Source organism: Murinocardiopsis flavida, assembly GCF_003014485.1.
Lineage (GTDB): Bacteria > Actinomycetota > Actinomycetes > Streptosporangiales > Streptosporangiaceae > Murinocardiopsis > Murinocardiopsis flavida.
The window spans coordinates 14672-35991 of record NZ_PYGA01000039.1 but is presented as its reverse complement, the minus strand read 5'-3'; the positions used below and the strand labels follow the sequence as shown (position 1 = coordinate 35991).

The 21320-nt window shown below is 73.2% G+C and carries 18 protein-coding genes; 14 read left to right on the top strand and 4 right to left on the bottom strand.

Annotated elements, in window-relative coordinates:
• Positions 1–91 precede the first annotated feature (91 nt).
• From CLV63_RS31715 to CLV63_RS31705, 3 genes are all read left to right on the top strand, one after another.
• Positions 92–1135, top strand: coding sequence for a ferrochelatase (locus tag CLV63_RS31715; protein ID WP_106586940.1), 1044 nt, complete (start codon positions 92–94; stop codon positions 1133–1135).
• Positions 1136–1200: 65 nt separating this feature from the next.
• A complete protein-coding gene (locus CLV63_RS31710) occupies positions 1201–3225 on the top strand; it encodes a S9 family peptidase (RefSeq protein WP_106586939.1) in 2025 nt (674 codons plus the stop codon).
• A 124-nt stretch (positions 3226–3349) separates the two neighbouring features.
• On the top strand, positions 3350–4189 hold the full coding sequence (locus CLV63_RS31705; protein WP_106586938.1) for an inositol monophosphatase family protein: 840 nt from the start codon (positions 3350–3352) through the stop codon (positions 4187–4189).
• Between the two features lie 110 nt (positions 4190–4299).
• Here the strand turns inward: CLV63_RS31705 and CLV63_RS33880 are convergent, their stop codons facing one another.
• Positions 4300–4467: a hypothetical protein gene (locus tag CLV63_RS33880; RefSeq protein WP_170134394.1), complete on the bottom strand. Its 168-nt coding sequence runs from the start codon at positions 4465–4467 to the stop codon at positions 4300–4302.
• Between the two features lie 1064 nt (positions 4468–5531).
• On the opposite strand from CLV63_RS33880, the gene CLV63_RS31695 reads away from it, so the two are divergent.
• From CLV63_RS31695 to CLV63_RS31680, 4 genes are all read left to right on the top strand, one after another.
• A complete protein-coding gene (locus CLV63_RS31695) occupies positions 5532–6185 on the top strand; it encodes a response regulator transcription factor (RefSeq protein ID WP_106586936.1) in 654 nt (217 codons plus the stop codon).
• On the top strand, positions 6182–7507 hold the full coding sequence (locus CLV63_RS31690) for an ATP-binding protein (RefSeq protein WP_106586935.1): 1326 nt from the start codon (positions 6182–6184) through the stop codon (positions 7505–7507). The genes CLV63_RS31695 and CLV63_RS31690 overlap by 4 nt, the downstream gene beginning before the upstream one ends.
• A 476-nt stretch (positions 7508–7983) precedes the next feature.
• Entirely contained in the window at positions 7984–8280 is a 297-nt protein-coding gene (locus CLV63_RS31685; protein ID WP_106586934.1) for a DUF4193 domain-containing protein, read from the top strand.
• Between the two features lie 187 nt (positions 8281–8467).
• Positions 8468–9388 carry a hypothetical protein gene (locus CLV63_RS31680; protein WP_394339823.1) on the top strand — a complete coding sequence of 307 codons (921 nt, stop codon included), beginning with the start codon at positions 8468–8470 and terminating at the stop codon, positions 9386–9388.
• Positions 9389–9457: 69 nt separating this feature from the next.
• On the opposite strand, the gene CLV63_RS31675 is transcribed toward CLV63_RS31680, so the two are convergent.
• Positions 9458–9742, bottom strand: coding sequence for a DUF4235 domain-containing protein (locus CLV63_RS31675; RefSeq protein WP_106586933.1), 285 nt, complete (start codon positions 9740–9742; stop codon positions 9458–9460).
• Between the two features lie 326 nt (positions 9743–10068).
• On the opposite strand from CLV63_RS31675, the gene valS reads away from it, so the two are divergent.
• From valS to CLV63_RS31660, 3 genes are all read left to right on the top strand, one after another.
• Positions 10069–12642, top strand: a complete 2574-nt coding sequence (gene valS / locus CLV63_RS31670) for a valine--tRNA ligase (protein WP_106586932.1) — start codon at positions 10069–10071, stop codon at positions 12640–12642.
• 143 nt (positions 12643–12785) lie between these two features.
• Complete coding sequence (gene dut, locus CLV63_RS31665) at positions 12786–13277, top strand: dUTP diphosphatase (RefSeq protein WP_281260781.1); 492 nt, start codon at positions 12786–12788, stop codon at positions 13275–13277.
• A gap of 58 nt (positions 13278–13335) precedes the next feature.
• Positions 13336–14184, top strand: coding sequence for a DUF3710 domain-containing protein (locus CLV63_RS31660; RefSeq protein ID WP_106586930.1), 849 nt, complete (start codon positions 13336–13338; stop codon positions 14182–14184).
• 16 nt (positions 14185–14200) lie between these two features.
• Here CLV63_RS31660 and CLV63_RS31655 read toward each other — a convergent pair whose 3' ends face one another.
• Entirely contained in the window at positions 14201–15292 is a 1092-nt protein-coding gene (locus CLV63_RS31655; RefSeq protein ID WP_106586929.1) for a serpin family protein, read from the bottom strand.
• Between the two features lie 555 nt (positions 15293–15847).
• Between CLV63_RS31655 and CLV63_RS34855 the strand changes: the two genes are divergently transcribed.
• The 4 genes from CLV63_RS34855 (at position 15848) to CLV63_RS34260 (ending at position 19553) form a co-directional block, all read left to right on the top strand.
• Positions 15848–16675 carry a DUF3159 domain-containing protein gene (locus CLV63_RS34855; RefSeq protein ID WP_394339824.1) on the top strand — a complete coding sequence of 276 codons (828 nt, stop codon included), beginning with the start codon at positions 15848–15850 and terminating at the stop codon, positions 16673–16675.
• A 98-nt stretch (positions 16676–16773) separates the two neighbouring features.
• Positions 16774–17178 (top strand): YchJ family protein, encoded by a 405-nt coding sequence (locus CLV63_RS31645; RefSeq protein WP_106586927.1) that lies wholly within the window; start codon positions 16774–16776, stop codon positions 17176–17178.
• A gap of 95 nt (positions 17179–17273) precedes the next feature.
• Positions 17274–17825 (top strand): orotate phosphoribosyltransferase, encoded by a 552-nt coding sequence (locus CLV63_RS31640; RefSeq protein ID WP_106586926.1) that lies wholly within the window; start codon positions 17274–17276, stop codon positions 17823–17825.
• A gap of 153 nt (positions 17826–17978) precedes the next feature.
• Positions 17979–19553 (top strand): serine/threonine-protein kinase, encoded by a 1575-nt coding sequence (locus CLV63_RS34260; RefSeq protein WP_211301576.1) that lies wholly within the window; start codon positions 17979–17981, stop codon positions 19551–19553.
• Between the two features lie 211 nt (positions 19554–19764).
• Here CLV63_RS34260 and CLV63_RS31630 read toward each other — a convergent pair whose 3' ends face one another.
• Positions 19765–21270 carry an MFS transporter gene (locus CLV63_RS31630; RefSeq protein WP_106586925.1) on the bottom strand — a complete coding sequence of 502 codons (1506 nt, stop codon included), beginning with the start codon at positions 21268–21270 and terminating at the stop codon, positions 19765–19767.
• Positions 21271–21320: the final 50 nt, after the last annotated feature.

Genomic DNA, 21320 nt, shown 5'->3' with positions numbered 1-21320 from the left:
TGCGGGGGCGGACCGGGGCCGCCCGCGAGGGTGCGGCGACTCACAGCGGGGCGGCGCAAGGGTGCCGCGGGGTGCTGGTTTCATAGGAGGCATGAGGCCCTACGACGCGTTCCTGCTGATGTCCTTCGGCGGCCCCGAGAAGCCCGAGGACGTCATCCCGTTCCTGGAGAACGTCACCCGCGGACGCGGGATCCCCAGGGAGCGCCTGGCCGAGGTCGGCGAGCACTACTACCTCTTCGGCGGGGTCAGCCCCATCAACCAGCAGTGCCGCGACCTCGTCGAGGCGATCGGCGCCGACTTCGCGGCGAACGGCGTCGACCTGCCGGTCTACTGGGGCAACCGCAACTGGGACCCCTACCTGGCCGAGACGGTCGCCCAGATGGCCAAGGACGGGGTGCGCCGCGTCGTCGCGCTCGCCACCTCCGCCTACAGCAACTACTCCAGCCACCGCCAGTACCTGGAGGACATCGACCGCGCCCGCGAGGCCGTCGGCGCGGCGGCGCCCGAGATCGAGCTGATCCGGCCCTACTTCGACCACCCCGGCTTCATCGAGCCCTTCGCCGAGAACACCCGCGCCGCGCTGCTGGGCCTGCCCGAAGGGCTCCGCGCCGGAGCCCGGCTGCTGTACTCCGCGCACTCCATCCCCACCGCCATGGCCCTGGCCAGCGGCGACCCGCGGCGCGACTACGGGCCCGACGGCGCCTACCCGGCCCAGCTCGCCGAGGCCGCCCGCCTCATCACCGAGCGGGTCGACGGCGCCGACGGGGCCCGCGGCCACGAGGTCGTCTACCAGAGCCGCAGCGGGCCGCCCAGCCAGCCGTGGCTGGAACCCGACATCAACGACCGCCTCGCGGAGCTCGCCGACGAAGGCGTCCAGGCGGTCGCCGTGGTCCCGCACGGGTTCGTGTCCGACCACATGGAGGTCAAGTTCGACCTCGACGTCGAGGCCGCCGACACCGCGAAGAAGCTCGGCATGGCGCTGGTGCGCGCCAAGGCGCCCGGCGCGCACCCCCGCTTCGCCGCCATGGTCCGCGAGCTCGTCGCCGAGCGCGCCGCCGGTACCGAGCCCCAGGGCCTGAGCCGGTGGACCCCGAGGTCGCACACCTGCCCGCCCGACTGCTGCGCCCAGCGGTGACCCCGCACTGACCCGCTCGATAGGGTCGGCACCCTGATTCGCGCCGGGATGTGTGGAGGCTGTTCGTGGTTCGTCCGTGGGTCGAGATGTCCGACTACATCGCACTGCGCCGGGTGGGCGGGCTGCTGCTCTCACCCGACGGCGGGCGGCTCATCGCCCCCGTCAGCGAACCCGGGCCCGACGGGACGGCGTTCGGCACGGCACTGTGGGAGATCGACCCCGGCGGCGAGCGCGCCGCGCGGCGCATCACCCGCTCCGCTGCCGGCGAGGCCGGACCCGCGTTCCTGCCCGACGGCTCGCTGCTGTTCACCTCCGCCCGGCCCGACGCCGAGAGCACCCCCGAGAACCAGGGCGATGCCGCCGCGCTGTGGCTGCTCCCCGCCGGCGGCGGCGAGGCCCGCCGCGTCGCCGCACGCCCCGGCGGCTTCTCCGGCGTGGCAACGGCCGACGACGGCACCGTCGCCTTCCTCAGCGCCCTGCACCCGGACTCCGCCGACGACGACGCCGACACCAAGGCCCGCAAGGCCCGCGCCGACGCCAAGGTCAGCGCCATCCTGCACGAGAGCAGCCCGGTGCGGTCCTGGGACCACGACGTCGGCCCCACCCTGCCCCGCCTGTTCACCGCCGCCGCGCCCGCCGACGGCGACGCGGGACTCGGCGCGCAGCGCGACCTCACACCCGAGGCCGGCAAGGCCCTGCTGAACACGGGCACCGAACTGAGCAGGGACGGCCGCACGGCCCTCGTCAACTGGACCGAGCCGCAGCCCCGGGGCAGGCAGCTCCGCCGCCTCGCCCTCATCGACACCGCGACCGGCGAGCGGCGCATCCTCACCCCCGACAACGCCGAACACCACTACGGCGCCGCCCGTTTCGCACCCGACGGCGCCGCCATCGCCGCGGTGAGCCACTTCGACGGCGCCTACGACGACCCCCGCGACTCCACCCTCTGGCTCATCGACACCGCCACCGGAGCAGCACGCGACCTGCTGCCCGACCACGAACTGTGGCCGCGCGAGATCGCCTGGACCGCCGACGGCGGCGCCGTCCTGTTCGTCGCCGACGAAGCGGGGCGGCGCCCGGTGTTCCGCGTCGAGGTCGACGGCGGCGCGGTCACCCGCCTCACCGGCGACCACGGCGCCTACAGCGCACTCAATCCCGCCCGGGACGGCACCGCGCTCTACGCGCTGCGCGACGCGTTCGACGCGCCGCCGGCACCCGTCCGGCTCACCCCCGCTGCGGCCGACCAGCAGCCCACCGCCCTGCGGTCGCCCCTGGAGCCGTTGGAGCTGCCCGGCAGCCTCACCGAGATCGACACCACCGCCGACGACGGCACCACCATCAGGTCCTGGCTGGTGCTGCCCGCCGACGCGGCCCCCGGCTCGCCCGCCCCGCTGGTCGTCTGGGTGCACGGCGGGCCCTACATGAGCTTCAACGGCTGGTCGTGGCGGTGGAACCCGTGGCTGCTCGCCGAACGCGGCTACGCCGTCCTGCTGCCCGACCCCGCGCTGTCCACCGGCTACGGCCAGGACATGCTGCGCCGGGCGTGGGGCGACTGGGGGCCGCGCACCTTCGCCGACGTCATGGCCATCACCGACGCCGCCGAGGCCCGCGAGGACATCGACGCCACCCGCACGTCCATGATGGGCGGCTCCTTCGGCGGGTACATGGCCAACTGGATCGCCGGGCACACCGCCCGGTTCAAGGCCATCGTCAGCCACGCCTCGCTGTGGGCGCTCGACTCCTTCGCGCCCGTCACCGACTCCCCGCCCGTGTGGGAGTGCGAGTTCGGCGAGCAGCACACCCGGCCCGAGCGGTACCTGCGCAACACCCCGCACCGCCACGTCGCGGAGATCCGCACCCCGATGCTGGTCATCCACGGCGACAAGGACTACCGGGTGCCCATCGGCGAGGGCCTGCGGCTCTGGTGGGACCTGGTCGAGCACGAGGTCGACGCGAAGTTCCTGTACTTCCCGGACGAGAACCACTGGATCCTCACCCCCGGCAACATCGGGGTCTGGTACGAGACGGTGTTCGCCTTCCTCGACCACCACGTGCACGGCAAGGAGTGGCGCCGCCCCGACCTGCTCTGATGGTCGAGGCGAACCACGGGAACCCCGGGGACGCGCCGCGTCCCCGGGGCACGGAGGAACCGCCGGGAGGTGCGGCGGCCGCACGGCGGAACAACGGACGCCGCAATGGGGGGATCCGACACACATGCCCGGCATCGAGAACCGCGGCCGGCCCGACGGCGCCGCAGCGCACGCCGAGCCCAAGGAACTGCTCGAACTCGCACTCGCTGCGGCACTGGAGGCCGGCCGGCTGGCGGCCGACGGCCAGGCCGGCATCCGGGTGCTCGACACCAAGTCCTCGCCCACCGACGTGGTCACCGCCATGGACCGCGCGGCCGAGGAGCAGATCCGGCGGCGCCTCCTCGGGGCGCGCCCCGGCGACGCCTGGCTGGGCGAGGAGGGCGGCGAGGAGGCCGGCACCAGCGGGGTGCGGTGGATCGTCGACCCGATCGACGGGACCGTCAATTACCTCTACGGCCGCCGCGAGTGGGCCGTGAGCATCGCCGCCGAGGTCGACGGAGAGATCGTCGCGGGGGTCGTCGCGGCGCCCGCCCTCGGCGAGACGTTCACGGCCACCAGGGGCGGCGGGGCGAGCGTCAACGGGGAGCCCCTGCGCGCCCCCGGCGCCGTCGCACTGGACATGGCGCTCGTCGGCACCGGGTTCGGCTACGAGGCGCGGCGCCGGGCCCACCAGGCGGCGGTGCTGGCGACGGTGCTGCCCCGCGTCCGCGACATCCGCAGGGTGGGCGCCGCGGCGCTGGACCTGTGCGACCTCGCGCGGGGGCGGATCAACGGCTACTACGAGCGGGGCACCAACGCCTGGGACTGGGGGGCTGCCGCGCTGGTCGCGGCGGAGGCCGGGGTTCGGGTGGGCGGACTGCGCGGCGCCGGGCCGGGTTCCGACCTGGTGATCGCCGCGGTCCCCGGTCTCTTCGAGGAACTGCACGACCTGCTGGAACCGCTCGGCGCCGACACCGACGGCTGAACCGGCGGGACATGGAACGGGCGCCCGCCCCGGACCTCCCGGGGCGGGCGCCCGTGTTCTCCGCGGTGCACCGCAGCGGCGGCGAGGGCGCCGTGCGGCTCAGCCGCGCATCACAGGCAGTGGGGGTCGACCCCATTGCGGACGGCGATGCTGTGCAGGTTTTCCAGCTCCGACGCATGGGCGTCGGCGAGGAAGTCGTCTCCTGCCGCCTGAGCGGCTTGGAGCGACGTGTACGTCTCCGTCACGCGGAGCCTGATCTCGGTCAGGAACTCGCCCATCACAACACACCCCATCTCTCACCAGAAGGCCGCCGGTGCCCTACCCCGATCCGGGGGAGCGCCAAACCCGCGCCGTTCGAGAAGTTCACATCCGCGGCACGACGCTGTGCCGGAAGCGGACCGCAGCCCCATCATGATGCCAACAGCCCCACCAACCCGGTAGGCAGGGTCACTATTCCGCCCCGAAATCAGCAGAGCGCAACCCGAGGTCCTCTCGAACCTCCGCCAGAGGGGGTTTTGAACCTCCGCCCGAGGGGGTTTGTACCTCATCCCCAGGGGGTGTCGCCGGAACCACAACGACCCGACAAGTAGGTCGGTCACCCAAGGGGGGTTTGTGCCTCATCCCGAGGGTGTGTCGCCGGAACCACAACGACCGGGCAAGCAGGCCGGTCACCCGAGGGGGTTTTGAAGCTCATCCCCAGGGGGTGTCTCCGGAGTCGCGGTGGAGGGGCGCGCCGGTGTCTGGACTGACGAGCGAGGAGCGACCGAGGTACGAGGGAGTGACGAGCGAGGAGGGAAGACATCGGCTTAAGGCGCCCCGGAACCGCGGCGACCAAGCAAGCAGGAGGGAAGACATCGGCCTAAAGCGCCCCGGAAACGCGACGACCAAGCAAACACGTGTCCTATACCACATCCGTTGGTTTTCGCTTCCTCTTATCGGCTTCTTATCGGTGATGTGTCAGTTTTGAGATGTGCGGGGTGAACAGCCGCCGCCGGCGGTTGGGGGATACGCCGGCGGCGGCTCCTCGTTCCGGGCTGATCGCACAAATCTGCGCGAAATCGCCCATATCCCTCTGTTTTTCGCTCCAAGTCACCAACTTCGCGGGTTCCGAGTTGCCGAAGCAGCTTCGCGGTCCTAAGTTGAGACTTGGGAGTGCCGAGGATCTTCCCCGGTGCGTGTCGTTGAGACCGCACATGAGCTGCGAAGTTTTACTCCGCTTTTACTGGGAGTGTGCGAAAACGGTTTACGCAGCCGGGGGTTGAACGCCGCTGCCGGTGTGTTGGGGGATGCGCCGGCAGCGGCCCTTTTTCCCTCGCCCGCTGCAACGGAACGAAGGTCAGCAGTGCGTGTACTCGTTGTCGAAGACGAGCAGGTCCTCGCCGACGCCGTGGCCGTAGGCCTGCGGCGCGAGTCGATCGCCGTCGACGTCGCCTACGACGGCGACAGCGCGCTCGAACGCACCAGTGTCAACGAGTACGACGTCATCGTGCTCGACCGCGACCTCCCCGGCACCCACGGCGACGACGTCGCCCGCAGCCTCGTGGCGGGCAGCTACACCGGCCGCATCCTCATGCTCACCGCAGCGGGCGAGCTCAGCGACAAGGTCGAGGGCCTCACCCTGGGCGCCGACGACTACATGGCGAAGCCGTTCGCGTTCGCCGAGCTGGTCGCCCGGGTCCGGGCGCTGGGCCGCCGCGCGGCCCCGCCGCTCCCGCCGGTCCTGGAGCGCGGCGGCATCACCCTCGACCCCGCCAACCACACCGTCGAGCGCGACGGCCGCACCGTCCCCCTCACGCCCAAGGAGTTCGCGGTCCTCGAAGTCCTCATGCGCGCCGGCGGCACCGTCGTCAGCGCCGAAGGGCTGCTCGAAAAGGCGTGGGACGAGAACGCCGACCCGTTCACCAACGTCGTGCGGGTCACGGTCATGACCCTGCGCAAGAAACTCGGCGAGCCGCCCATCGTGCAGACGGTGCCGGGGGCGGGGTACCGGATTTGAACCCGGGCGGCCTCGCGTCCGGCCCCGCCGGGTCGGGTCCGGCGCCGGACCGGCCGGGCGGCGACGCCGCGGCCGCCCCGCAGAACGAGGTGTCGCCCACCCCGCCCGGTGAGACCGGGACCTGGCGGCGCCTTGCCGCGCCGTCGTCGGCGCCCTCCGCGTCGGCGCGCACCGTCTCGGGGCGGATGCACCACTTCAGCGACAACATCAGCCTGCGGGCCCGGCTGACCCTCATCTACGGGATGCTGTTCTTCGCCGCCGGCTCCCTGCTGGTGCTGCTGAACTACGTCATCGTCGCCGGGGTCCTGTCGAGCCTGAAGTTCGCCACCCCCCTCGACGTCGACCCCGTGGTGTTCGCCGACTACAAGAGCAGCTACATCGAGGGCGTCCTGGCCGAGACCACCCGGTTCTCCATCCTCGCCCTGGTCGTCGTGGGGCTGCTCGCCGTGGGCCTCGGCTACGTCGTGGCGGGGCGGGCGCTGTCGCCCCTGCACAAGATCACCCGGATCGCGCGGCGGCTCTCAGAGCGCTCCCTGCACGAACGCATCGCGCTCAGCGGCCCCGACGACGAGATCCGCGAGCTCGCCGACACCTTCGACGGGATGCTGGAGCGCCTCGACCGCGCGTTCGACGGCCAGCGGCGCTTCGTCGCCAACGCCTCCCACGAGCTGCGCACGCCGCTCGCCATCAACCGCACCCTCCTCGAGGTCGCGCTCGCCGACCCCGACACCTCGGCCGACCTCAAGACCGTCGGCCGCACCCTGCTGGAGACCAACGAGCGGCACGAGCGGCTCATCGACGGGCTGCTCTTCCTCGCGAAGAGCGACCGGGAGCTCGACGTCCGCACCCAGGTCGACCTCGGCGAGGTCTCGGCGACGGTCCTCAGCCAGCTCAAGTCCGAGATCGACGGCGGGGGCCTGCGGCTGCGCACCGACCTCGGCGAGGCGTTCGTCGGGGGCGACCCCGTCCTGCTCGAACGGCTCGTCGGCAACCTCGTCGAGAACGCGCTGCGCTACAACGTCGCCGACGGCGAGATCACGGTCCGCTCCGGCATCAACGAAGGGTCTCCCGCGGTCCAGGTCGAGAACTCCGGCGCGGTGATCCCCGCCTACGAGATCGAGGGGCTGTTCGAGCCGTTCCGGCGGGGTTCCGGCGAGCGGCTGCGCTCGCACCGCAGCGCGGGGCTGGGCCTGTCCATCGTGCGTTCCGTGGTGCGCGCGCACGGCGGCGAGGTCGTCGCGTGGGCCCGCGCGGGCGGCGGTCTGGTCGTCACGGTGCGGTTCCCGCAGGACGGCCGGGAGCCGGCCGCCGGCGGGCGCTGAGACCGCCGCGGCGCGGGCGGTTTCGGATATTCACCTGTCCGGCCTGCGCAACGCCGCTCAACCGTGGTATTCATACGTGTCCGACGACACGGCTCCTGGCGGTTCGGGTCGCTTCCCGCTATGGGTATGCTTCCCCCGGCGTGGATACGCCGGGGGAGTTCACCCCGGCGGTGACGTGTCGGTCCTGGCCTCGCCACCCGAGGGTGGCCCGCAGCCCGCGTGGTGCGAGGTAAGGCGAAGAATCGGTCGCGATTCTCATTGGGCGTTGGGTAGCACAAGGGAACGGACCGCAGAGCGGCGCGCAGCGCGGCCGCATGCGGCCACCCATTGCCGCTGTCCGGTGTGCGTGCACCCGGGAGGGGTCATAGTCCACTAACGCCCGCGGAATTTTCTGACCGTTTTGGGCACAAGACGCGGCTCTTGAGCGTTACAAGCGCGCAGACGAGGCATAGAACGAGGGGGATGGAGTAACAAGAATGGCCACCGACTACGACAGCCCGCGCAAGACCGACGAGGACCTTAGCGAGGACAGCCTGCAAGAGTTGCAGGCGCGTCGGGTGGACAAGGGAACCAGCACCATCGACGTCGACCCCGATGAGGTCGCCGAAGGCATGGAGCTTCCGGGCGCCGACCTGTCCGGTGAAGAACTGGCAGTGCGGGTCCTTCCGCGCCAGGCCGACGAATTCACCTGCTCGCGGTGCTTCCTCGTCCACCACCGCAGTCAGCTCGCCGAGGAGAGGAACGGCCGACTTGTGTGCAAGGAGTGCACCTAGTCCGGCGGACGATGTCCACTCTCCTCGCCTCGGCGCTGTGGCGCCGCGAAGCGCCTCCGGGAAGAACCGGGGGCGCTTCGCCGTTTCTCAGGGTCGGGACCGCCATGGGACGCCTTGTTCCGTCGCCTACCTTTGAGGGTAGTGAGCCGACGCCAGCGGCCCGCTGAGCCGGACGAGAGGGGAGAGGGTGGCCCGCACGAAGTGGAACCGCACCGGCGGCAAGGGTGCGGGCGGCGACGGCCGCGACGGCCGCGATGAGCAGCCGCCCGGCGGTGAGCCCGCGGAGCCGGGCACCGAACTGGAGCGCTCGGCCGAGGTCGGCGAGCTCGTCACCCGCATCATGGCCGAGGGCGAGACCGACGACAAGGGCCGCGCGAAACTGCTCGGCCGCCTCTCGGCCGCGCTCGCCCGCAGCGCACGCGCCGCGGGCGCCAAGGGCGTCGCGGGCGGGCGCTGGATCACCGACCTGTTCGCCAACGAGATCGCGCCGCGCATCCCGGTCCGCGACCGCGCCACCCTCATCGCCCACTACAACGGGCTCACGGGTGAGGAGCTCGCCGAGGCGCTGGTGCGCAACGCCGCCAACGGCACCACAACTGTGGGCGCGGCCGGCGGCGCGCTGGCCGCCGTCCAGTTCACCGCACCCCCGCTGCTGCTGACCGCACCGGCCCAGATCGCGGCCGAGTCCGTGGTGGTGGCCGCCATCGAGGTCAAGCTGCTCGGCGAACTGCACGAGGTCTACGGCGTGCCGGTAGGCGGCACCCCCTTGCAGCGCACCTCCGGCTACCTCGTCTCCTGGGCGAAGAAGCGCGGGATCGACCCGCTCCAGGGCACCCAGACCTTCGCCGTCGCGCTCGGCGCCGCGGCCAAGACCGCGCTGCGCAAGCGGCTCATGCGGCTCATGGGCCGCCACCTCACCACCCTGGGCCCCTACCTCACCGGCGCCGTGGCCGGCGGCGCGCTGAACCGGACGGGCACCCTCAGCCTGGCCCGCGCCATCCGGCACGACCTGCGCATGCGCGCACCCTCCGTCACACCCGCCCCGACCCCGGTCATCGACGGCGCCACGGGCCGCGAACTCCCCGCCGAGGGCGAGCGGACCGACTAGCGCACGCCAGCGGGGGAGCGGCGGGGCCGGGGCGTATCCCGGCCCCGCCGCTCCCCGCAGCGCCGGGTGTCAGACCGGCAGGTCCTCGATCTCGCGGTGGCGGCGCGGCGCGAACCGCTTGTGCGCGTAGCGCACGGCCACCACGCGGGCGACCTCCATCCCCACGCCGGTCACGACCGCCCAGGCGATGGCCTCGCCGAGGCTGATGTCGGGCGACTCCGGGTCGTCCGGCGGCTCCTCCCCGCGTACCTTGGTCCAGGCGAGGGTGATGACCTTGCGGGCCACGAACCCGGCCGCCAGCGAGGCGACCCCGCCGACGATGCGGGCGGTCAGCTCGCCGTCCTTGTCTGCCATGTGTGCCATCCGCTTCCGTTGTCGTGAGAGGTGCCGCGGCCGGTGCGGTGCGTGGCGCCGCGCGCGGTCACGGCTTCCGGGCCGTGTCCAGTGGATCGTTCCGGGCTCGCGGGCCCCCGCTGCGCGGAAATCGCGAAGCGGCGCAGTAGGGGCTCCCGGAAGCATCGCACTCCTCGGGTCCTGTGCCCGAAATCCTGCCATGCCGGGCACCGCAGCAGGCCGGTCGGACAAGGGGTGTCGCCCCGGCGCCCGCCCGCCCCGATTCGGCTGCGGGGCTGTTCGGAAACCGGAGCGATCATGCCGGGCAGACCAATACCATTGCCCTCATGACCAACCGCTCTCATTCTTTCAGCGTGCCCGACAAGCCTTCGCTCGACGGTATCGAGGCGAAGTGGGTAGACGTGTGGGATGAGTCCGGCGTCTACCATTTCGACCGTACGGCGAGCCGCCCCGACGTCTACTCCATCGACACCCCGCCGCCCACGGTGTCGGGGTCGCTGCACATCGGCCACGTCTTCTCCTACACCCACACCGACATCGTCGCGCGCTTCCAGCGCATGCGCGGCAAGTCCGTCTTCTACCCCATGGGGTGGGACGACAACGGCCTGCCCACCGAGCGCCGCGTGCAGAACTACTACGGCGTCCGCTGCGACCCCTCGATCCCCTACGACCCCGCGTTCGAGCCGCCGGCCAAGCCCGACCCCAAGCGCCAGGTGCCCATCTCCCGGCGCAACTTCATCGAGCTGTGCGACATCCTCACCGTCGAGGACGAGAAGGTCTTCGAGTCCATCTGGCGGCGGCTCGGGCTGAGCGTCGACTGGCGCCATACCTACGCCACCATCGACGACAACTCCCGCGCCGCGGCGCAGCGCTCCTTCCTGCGCAACCTCGCGCGCGGCGAGGCGTACATGGCCGAGGCGCCCACCCTCTGGGACGTCACCTACCGCACGGCGGTCGCCCAGGCCGAGCTCGAAGACCGCGAACGGCCCAGCGCCTACCACACGCTGGCGTTCCACCGCCCCGACGGCTCCGACGTCACCATCGAGACCACCCGCCCCGAACTCCTCGCCGCGTGTGTCGCGCTGGTCGCGCACCCCGACGACGAGCGGTACCAGGACCTCTTCGGCGCCACCGTGCGCACCCCGCTGTTCGGCGTCGAGGTCCCCGTCAAGGCGCACCGCCTCGCCGACCCCGACAAGGGCTCCGGCATCGCGATGATCTGCACCTTCGGCGACACCACCGACGTCACCTGGTGGCGCGAGCTGCAACTCGCCACCCGTCCCGTCATCGGCTGGGACGGCCGCATCGTCGCCGAGCCGCCGGCCGGTGTCGACTCCGCCCCCGCCAAGGAGGCGTACGCCGCTCTCGCGGGCGCCACCGTGCACACCGCGCGCGAGCGCACCGTCGAACTGCTGCGCGCCTCCGGCGAACTCCTCGGCGAGCCGAGGCCCATCACGCACCCGGTGAAGTTCTACGAGCGGGGCGAGAAGCCGCTGGAGATCGTCACCACCCGCCAGTGGTACATCCGCAACGGCGGGCGCGACACCGCCGTCCGCGACGAACTGGTGCAGCGCGGGCGCGAACTGAACTGGCGCCCCAAGCACATGCAGGTGCGCTACGAGAACTGGGTCGAGGGCCTCAACTCCGACTGGCTCATCAGCCGCCAGCGCTTCTTCGGCGTGCCGTTCCCCGTCTGGTATCCGCTCGGCGCCGACGGCAACCCGCGCTACGACGCCCCGATCGTGCCCGAGGAGTCGGCGCTGCCGGTCGACCCCGGGTCCGAGGCCCCGGCCGGCTACACCGAGGAGCAGCGCGGCGCGCCCGGCGGCTTCACCGGCGACCCCGACGTCATGGACACCTGGGCCACCTCCTCGCTGTCGCCGCAGATCGCGGGCGGCTGGGAGCGCGACGACGACCTGTTCGCCCGCGTGTTCCCCATGGACCTCCGCCCCCAGGGCCAGGACATCATCCGCACCTGGCTGTTCGCCACGGTCGTGCGCTCCCACTTCGAGCACGGGTCGCTACCGTGGTCCAACGCGGCGATCTCCGGCTGGATCCTCGACCCCGACCGCAAGAAGATGTCCAAGTCCAAGGGCAACGTCGTCACGCCCCTCGACCTGCTGGAACGGTACAGCTCCGACGCCATCCGCTACTGGGCGGCGAGCGGGCGCCTCGGCACCGACACCGCGCTCGACGAAGGCCAGATGAAGGTCGGCCGCCGCCTCGCCATCAAGATCCTCAACGCCAGCAAGTTCGCGCTGTCCGTCGCGGGCGAGCACACCGGGCCCGACGCCGCCGCGGTCACCGAGCCGCTCGACCGGGCGATGCTGGCCGCGCTCGCCGACACCGTCGAGGACGCCACCGCGGCGATCGCCGACTACGACCACACGCGGGCGCTGGAGCGGGTCGAGCGCTTCTTCTGGAACTTCTGCGACGACTACCTCGAACTCGTCAAGGCCCGCGCCTACGAGGCCGATTCCGCCCGCGGCGCCTCGGCGCGGACCGCGCTGCTGATCGCGCTGTCGGCACTGCACCGGCTGTTCGCCCCGTTCCTGCCGTTCACCGCCGACGAAGCGTGGTCGTGGTGGCACGAGGGTTCGGTGCACGGCGCTGCGTGGCCGGCCGCCGACGAGCTCCGCACCGCCGCGCAGGACGGCGGGCCCGCCGTCCTCGCGGCGACGGCCGAGGTGCTGCGCGCCGTCCGCAAGGCCAAGTCCGAGGCGAAGCTGTCCATGCGGGCCGACATCGAGCGGGTCGTCGTGCGCGGCAAGCACATCGACGACGCCCGCCTCGCCGCCGACGACATCGCGGCGGCCGGCCGCGTCGCACGGCTCGACTTCGACGCCTCCGACGACGCCGACCTGCACGTCGAGGTCACCCTCCCGGCGGCGGCCGAGTAGGGCCGGCGAGGCGGACGGGCGGGGCGCACCGCTGCGGCGGGGCGCCCCGCCCCGGTGTCCCCGCCCTGCGGCCGGTGCGGCGGCGGTGACATGCGGCCCGGCGTCGTCGGACGGCCGTGCCGTGCGCGATAGGCTCGCCCGTTGTGAGTAGTGATTCCCTCTTCCCCGCGCCGCTGCGATGCCGCATCCGCCGGATCGACCCCGACCTCCCCATGCCGGGCTACGCCCACGACGGCGACGCCGGCGCCGACCTGATGACGGCGGAGGACGTCGTCCTCGGCCCGGGAGAGCGGGCGACCGTGCGCACCGGTGTCGCGATCGCGCTGCCCGACGGGTTCGCGGCGTTCGTGCACCCGCGCTCCGGCCTCGCCGCCCGCTGCGGGCTGACCCTCGTCAACGCCCCCGGGACGGTCGACGCCGGGTACCGCGGCGAGATCAAGGTGACCCTGCTCAACACCGACCTGCGCGAACCGGTCCGGCTCGGCCGCGGCGACCGCGTGGCGCAACTCGTGATCCAGCGGGTCGAGCGCGCGGTGTTCGACGAAGTGGCCGAACTGCCCGGGTCGGAGCGCGGCGCGAACGGCTTCGGATCCAGCGGCGGGCACGGAGACCTCGGCGTCGCACCGGCGCACTAGTGTGGAGGCCGGGCCCCGGCCGAGTCGGCGGCCCGCACGATCCGGAAAGGTGTGTGGCGTGTTCGGACGCCGACGCAAGAAGAGTCAGAAGACCGGCGCTGACGGCCCCGCCGACCACATCATCGGCCCCGACCTGCCCAAGGGCGAGTCACGCGAGCCGGTGAAGGCCGAGGACGTCCACCGCGCCACGGGGCCGTGGGACGTCTCGGAGGACTACCCCGAGACCAACCGGGTCGACCTCGGCGGCCTGCACGTCCCCGTCGCCGAGGACCTCGAAGTCCAGGTCAACGTCGCCCAGCAGCAGAACAAGGTCATCGGCGTGACCATCGTCGCCGGGCCCACCGCGCTCCAGGTCCAGCCGTTCGCCGCGCCGAAGCTGTCCGGCCTGTGGGACGAGGTGCGCGCAGAGATCGCCGAGGAGATCACCGAGGCCGGCGGCAAGTCCGAGGAGTTCGAGGGCACGTTCGGCACCGAGTTGCGGGCCATCGTCGCCGTCCCCGGCAAGACCAACGAGCAGGGCCACCAGCTCGGCCAGCCGGCCCGCTTCATCGGCGTCGACGGCCCCCGCTGGTTCCTGCGCGGGGTCATCCGCGGCGAGGGCGCCATGAAACCCGAGGCGGCCGAGCGCATCGAGGAGGTGTTCGCCGCCCTCGTCGTGGTGCGCGGCGACCAGCCGGTGCCGCCCCGCGACCTCCTCGACCTGAAACTGCCCGCTCAGGCGCAGCAGGCCATGGAGGACGCCGAGGCCGAGCGCCTCCGCAAGGGCGTCGACCCCGGCGCCCAGGGCGGTGCGGGGGCCGGTACGGCGGGCGACGACCGCGACCGCGGCGACTACGCCGACCCCGCGGGGTCGGGCGGGTCCGACGCCTCCGACGGCGGCGGCTCCTCCGGAGGCGGCGGCGACTGACCCCGCGCCCGGCCCGTCACTGTGCCGGGCCGGGGTCCTCGGGGGCGGCGACCTCGCCGAGGAACAGGATCGCCGCGCGCCTGCGCACCACCACGGTGAACGGCCGGTCGACGGTGAACGTGATGACGCGCGGTTTCACCGGCGCCATCGCGAGCCGCATCCCCACCGCTGTCGCGGCGGCCCCCTCGGCGCCCTTCTCGTCGACCTTGAGGACCGCCTGGTGGATGACCCGGTCGACGGCGAGCGGGCGCGGGGAGATCCCGCTCAGGTCGGCGGCGTCGGAGAACACCGTCCGCACGCCGGTCTCCGCCAGCGGCCCGGCCAGCTCGACGCGCCCGGTGAGCTCGAAGCGGGGCAGCGCCAGCCGCACCTCGTCCCGTGCCGACGCGGCGCGGTGCAGGGCGCCCAGCACCGCCGGGGTGAGGTCGGCCGCGCCCCGGTCCGGGAGCAGGACGTCCAGCACGAGGCCGCCCTGCCCGGCGAGGGAGACCATGCGCCAGCCGTCCCACTCGGCGTAGGGCAGCTTGGCGTCCTTGTGCATGGCGGGGACCCGGCGCGTGCCGCCGGGTGCGTGGAAGTCCAGCGGGGCGGTGCGCTCGGCCGCGAACGGCGACTCCCATTGCAGCCGCATCCACAGCGCGTTGACCAGCAGCGCCTGGAAGGTGGGCGCGACCCAGCCGGGTTCGAGAAGCTCCTCGATCATGCCGCGCGTGACCTTGGCGACCTCGGTGTTGACGGTCCTGCGGACCCCCTCCGGGTCGTGCTCGAAGTCGGCGGGGTGGACACCGGAGTCGGGGCGGGCGCGCAGCCGCGCCTCGAACTCCGGGTGCAGCGGCAGGTCGGAGCGGACCCACAGGCCCGTCGCGCTCGCCAATCCGTCGTCGCCCGTGACGGCGTCGTCGAGCGCGGCGAGGTGCGCGTCGATGTCGCCGCCCAACAGCGCCGTGAACTCCTCCCTGGTGCGCCCGCCCGATCCGGCGGCGATGAGTCCGAGCGCGGCCGCCACCGAGTACGGCGACCACACGAGCCCGTTGCGCGCCTCGGCGTGCAGGACGGTGTGCAGGCGGAGGGCGTAGGCGAGGTGGTCGGGGCGTGGCTGCGTGGGCATTGCTGCGGACTCCTTCGTCGGTCGGCATCGGGCCGGGGCCGTGCGGGGCCGCCCCAAGGGCGGCGGTCGAGGCCGGTGATCATGGGCAGTGGTCATGGGCAGCGGTCATGGCCGGCGGTCGAGGGCGGCCGCGGGGCGCCCGTCCTCACTGCCGCAGCCCTACCCAGTGAGAGGCGATCCGACCGGACCCCGGGGCCGCGGTGTGCCGCGCCGCCGGTCATCGGCCCGGCGCGGCGCGCGGATGCCTCCCCGGCGGCGCCCGGTGTCCTACGCTGGAGGTCGCCGAACGCCGCGAGCCGACGCCCGTCGCAGACCGTCTGGAGCAGCATGGCCGACCAGTACCGGGACCCCGAGGACCGAGCGACCGACACCCGTGTCCCCCCACCGGACACCGGCGGTCCCGGCCCGGACGGCCCCGACCGGCCGCTTTCCGGCACCCGCGGCGACGGCGAGGCGATCCTGCGCAGGGAGCTCGACGACCAGTTCGAGGAGGAGTACCGCGCCGAGGTGCGGGCGGCCCGCGCGGGCACGGCGACCGCCGACCCGGACGGCGGGCTGAACGGCGGGCCGGGCGCCGCCGGAAGCGGGCCCGAAGCGGACGGCTCCGACCAGGGCGGCTCCGAGAGGGGCGGCGGCACCGATCGGGACGGCGGCACCGATCGGGACGGCTCCAGCGGGGACGGCTCCGACGGGGGCGGCACCGGCGCCAAGGCGGCCGGGCCCGTCAGCGAGGACACCGTCGAGGCCGTCGTCCGCGGCCAGCTCGCCAAGGTCCTCGGCGGCAAGCGGGGCATGCTCGAAGCGGCCGTTCCCACGATCGCCTTCACCCTGACCTTCATCCTCAGCAGGGACGTCCCGCTCGCCGCGGGCCTCGGCATCGGTTCGGCCGTCGTCCTCACCGTGGTGCGGCTGGTCCAGCGCACCACGGTGCAGTTCGTGCTGAACAGCCTCATCGGCATCGGGATCGCCGCGTTCTTCGCGCTGCGCTCGGGCCAGGCCGAGGACGCCTTCCTGCCCGGGATCATCTACAACGCGGTGTACGCGGTGGTGCTCATCGGCACCATCGTCATCCGGTGGCCCGCCGTCGGCCTGCTCATCGGCAGCGTCACCGGCGACCTCACGGGCTGGCGCGACAACCCCGCGGTCCGCAAACTCAGCTCCCGGCTGACCTGGCTGCTCGTGGCGCCCTGCGTCATCCGGGTGGCCGTCCAGTACCCGCTGTGGGAGGCCCAGATGGTGGGCCTCCTCGGCGCGTCGAAGCTCATCATGGGCTGGCCGATCCAGGTCGCGGCCCTCGCCGCGATGGTCTGGCTGCTCGCCCGGGGCCGCACCCCCATCAGCGCCGACGAGGCCCGCGCCATGGAAGAGGGCATCGACCGCTGAGCCCCCGCCCTCACCGGACCCGCACCCCTCCGGACCCGCACCCCTCCGGCAGCGGGACGCCGCAACGACCACCGGCACACAGGCCCGATAATGGGGGCGTGTCGAGAACGCGCCACCACCCCGCCGCGGCCCCCTGCCCCTGCGGATCCGCGACCGGGTACGGGCGGTGCTGCGGCCGCCTGCACAGCGGCGCCACCGACGCCGCGACCGCAGAGCAGCTCATGCGGTCGCGCTACGCCGCCTGCGCCGTGGGCGACGCCGGGTACCTCCTGCGGACCTGGCACCCGCGCACCCGGCCCCGGCGGCTCGACCTCGACCCCGGCACGCGCTGGCTGCGGCTGGAGATCCTCGCCACCGGCGACGGCAGCCCCTTCCACACCGAGGGCACCGTCTCCTTCCGCGCGGTGTACAGCGACGACGGGCGCGAGGGCGAACTCCGCGAGGACAGCCGCTTCGTCCGCCACGACGGCGCCTGGACCTACCTCGACGCCGCCGGCCACTGAACCGCACCCGGCCGCGCCCGCCCCGGCGCCCCGCGGATCGGGACGGGGCCCGGCCGGGCGCCCGGGTGCCGAGCCGCGGCGATAGGATCGCCGCCATGTCCGAACCGGCCCCGCCGAGCGGTGTCGTCCGCCATGGCCACTTCCGGTACGAGTCCGGGCACCACGGCGACGTCTGGCTCGAACTCGACCTGCTCGCCTCCTACCCCGAGCGGCTCGGCGCCGCGGCCAGGGAGCTGGCCCGGCGCCTCGCCGACCAGGAGGCCGATCTCGTCTGCGGCCCGTTGGAGGGCGGCGCGTTCGTGGCCCAATGGGTGGCGGCCGAACTCGGCCTGCGCTTCGGCTACACCCGGCGCGGGGCCGGGGGCCGATACGCCGCGCCCGACAGTCCCGACCTGCGCGGGATGCGCGCCATCGTCGTCGACGACGCCGTCAACGCCGGGGCCGCCGTCATCGCCACGGCGCGCGAGCTGGAGCGCCGCGGTTGCACGGTCGCGGCGCTGGGCGCCGTCATGGCCGGTTCCCATTCCGGCACCCGGGTGGGCGCCCGGCTCGGTGTCCCGTACGTGTACCTGCACGAGATCGCCGGGACACTGTGGGAACCGGCGGTATGCCCGCTGTGCGCCCGCGGGGTCCCCGCAGAGGGCTGACGCCGCGCACGCGCGCCGGGGGCGACGGGGGCGGCCTCTGGTCCGGGCCGCCCGGCGGGCATCGATCCCGTAACAGTGGGGCGGACGCCGAAACCCAGGCCGGGGGGCGGGGCGTCCTACACCGGGCCGCACACCGACGACGGGGAGTTATCGATGCCGGAGAATCGGCCACTGCACGCGGGGGACCCCACGAGCATCGGGGGATACCGGCTGACCGGCCGGCTCGGCAAGGGCGGGCAGGGCACCGTCTACCTCGGCACCGGGGCCGACGGGGGCCGGGTGGCGGTCAAGGTCCTCGACGCCGAGTGGGTGGAGTCCGCCGACCTGCGCCGCCGCTTCGAGCGCGAGGCCGCGGCGGCGCGCCGGGTCGCGTCCTTCTGCACCGCGCAGGTCCTCGACGCCGACTTCGCCTCGGCCCAGCCCTACATCGTCAGCGAGTACGTCGAGGGCCCCTCGCTGAAGGAGCAGGTCGACCGGCACGGGCCGCGCGCAGGAGCCGACCTGCACCGGCTCGCCGTCGCCACGGCCACGGCGCTGGTCGCCGTCCACGAGGCCGGGATCGTGCACCGCGACTTCAAACCGGCGAACGTGCTGATGGCGGGCGAGGGGCCGCGCGTCATCGACTTCGGTATCGCCCAGTCCAGCGACGTCACCGGCGCGCAGACCCAGTCGGTCATCGGCACCCCCGGCTACATGGCACCCGAGCAGATCAGCGGCGAGCGGCTGACGGCATCGGCCGACGTCTTCGCCTGGGGCGCGGTCATGGTGTTCGCCGCCACCGGGAAGGCGCCGTTCACCGGCGACTCGGTGCCGGCCGTCATCCACAAGGTCATGACGATCGAGCCCGACCTGCGCCATCTGCCCGAGCCGTGGCAGTCGCTCCTCGGCGCGTGCCTCGCCAAGGACCCCGCGGACCGGCCCTCGTCCGACGCCCTGCTGATGCGGCTGCTGGGCCGCCGCGAGGCGGCGGCCGGCCCGCCGGCCCCCACCGCGCCCGCCCGCGCCACCGCGCCGGAGGCCGCCGCGCAGGGCGGCCCGCCCGCCGCGGCCCCGCCCGACGACGCGGACCACCGGGGCGGGCGGCGCCGCGGCGCCGGGGTCCGCCTCGCGGTGATCGGCGCGGCGCTGGCCGTGGTCGCCGCGGTCGGCGGCGGCGCCGCCCTCGCCGCGACAGGAGGGCTGCCCTTCCTGGCGGACGCCGAGAAGCCGCCCGCCGCGGCCGCGCCGTCGCCGCCCGCGAAACCGTCGCCGGAACCGTCGAAGGGGCAGCCCCGCAAGGACGCCCCGGAGAGCGGCCCGGCGAAGGCCGACACCACAGCAAAGAGCGAAGGCGAGAAGAAGGCGAAGGACGACGGCGAGAAGCCGACCGGCCAGAAGGTCGAGGGCGGTGGCAACGCCGACAAGTTCGTGTTCACCGAGCCGTTCGCCGGGCGCTGGACCGGTGCCGGCACCTTCCCGAACCAGACCGAGCGGCGCTACGACATCGTCATCGAGAAGGGCAGTTCCACCGCGGCCCTCACCACCAGTGACAACGCCTGCACCTGGACCTTCAAAATGTTCCGTACCAACGACAAGCACGGCCTCGACGGCTCCGTGACCAGCGGCGCGGGCTGCGGCCCGCAGACGGGCGGCGGCATCTGGATCGAGGGCGGCCGCCTGGTCGTGATGCTGTGGGGAGGCAAGGACGGCGAGTTCCCCGAGCACTTCTTCTGGCTCGACCGGCCTTGAAAGGCCGCCGGGGTGCCGGTCCCGGTCCGGATTTCGACCGATAGGACGTGTTTCGGCGGTCGGCGACCGCCGAAACACGTCCTATCGGGACGGGCCAGGCCGGTACGCCGACAGCCGCTGGGCGTGCCATGCACAGGGGGTCGGCCGAGCACCGGACCCGACCCGCCGCGCCCGGGCAGTGGGTCAGGTCCGGTGGACCGGCGCACACCCCTTACGGGTCCCGCCGGGCGGGCCGCCGCCCCCATACGGCTATGGCGGTGGCCGCCGCGGCGATCAGGGCGGCGCCGAGGAGCGCCGCGTTGGTGACCCCGTCGGTGTAGGCGCCGAAGGCGGCGTCGAGCAGCGCGGCGGGGTCGGCTGCCCGCCGCGCCGCGGCGACGGCGCCGGCCACGGTCTCCAGCGCGCCGGGTTCCGTCCCGGGCGGGGCGGTCGCCGCGATCCCCGACTGGTAGGCCGCGCTCGTCACGGTGCCGAAGATGGCGATACCGAGCGACCCGCCGAGTTCCATACCGGCCTCGGAGGTGCCCGCCACCGTCCCCGCGCGCTCCGGCGGCGCGGCGGTGAGCACCAGGGATCCCGCCATCGTTGCGCTGATCCCGGCCCCGAAGGTGAGCACCACGTAGCCGGCGATGAACATCCACAGCTCCGTCCCGGGGCCGACCGAGGCGACCAGTGCGAAGCCGGCGGCCGCGACGAGCAGCCCGGCGGCCAGCAGCGGAATCCCGGGCAGCCGCGGAGCGAGGAGTGACGCCGTTGTGGCGCCCAGTATGGTGCCGGCGAAGGTCGGCAGGGCCCACAGGGCGGACTCCAGCGGGCTGAGCCCGTGCACGGTCTGCATGAACGTGAACGCGAGGACGCCCAGCCCCGAGAGCGCCATCATGACGACGACCTGCGCGCCGATGGAGGCGGAGAAGGCGGGGACGCGGAACAGTCCGATGTCGATCAGCGGATGGGGGGCGCGCTGCTGCCGGACGGCGAACGCGACCGCCGCGGCGAGGCCGAGCAGCAGTACGCCGACCGCGACGGTGCCGATCCCGTGTTCGGCGGCGTGCTTCATGGCGTAGATGACGCCCAGGACCGCTGCGAGCGAGAGGGCGGCGCCGGGGATGTCGAAGGAGCTCCGTTCCGGCCGCCGCGACTCGGGGATGAGGAACGGGACGGCGACGAGGAGGATCAGCATGACGGGGATGTTGATCAGGAACACCGAGCCCCACCAGAAGTACTCCAGCAGGACACCGCCGATGATGGGCCCCACCACCGACCCGCCGGAGAACGCGATCGTCCACGCGCCCACGGCGGTCCGTCGCTGGTCTTCGTCGGCGAACATCTCCCGGACGAGGGACAGTGTGGAGGGTGCGAGGGTCGCGGCGCCGATGCCCAGCACGGCACGCGCGATGATGAGCTGCTCCGGGCCGGAGGCGAAGGCGAGGGCCGCCGAGGCGGCGCCGAACAGCACCGAGCCGATGAGCAGCAGCCTCCTGCGGCCGATGCGGTCGCCGAGGGCGCCCATGGTGATCAGCAGCGCCGCCATGACGAAGCCGTAGATGTCCATCGCCCACAGCCACTGGGTGGATGTGGGCTGGAGCGCCTCGGTGATGGCCGGTGCCGCGACGAACAGCACCGAGATGTCCATCGAGACCAGCAGGGCGGGCAGCAGGAGCACGAGCAGGCCGCACCAGGTGCGGGCGGTGGCACGGGGTGGGGATTCGATCGACATGCCGCGATCGTACGTACGTCATAATCGACATGTCAAAACGTACGTCCGTA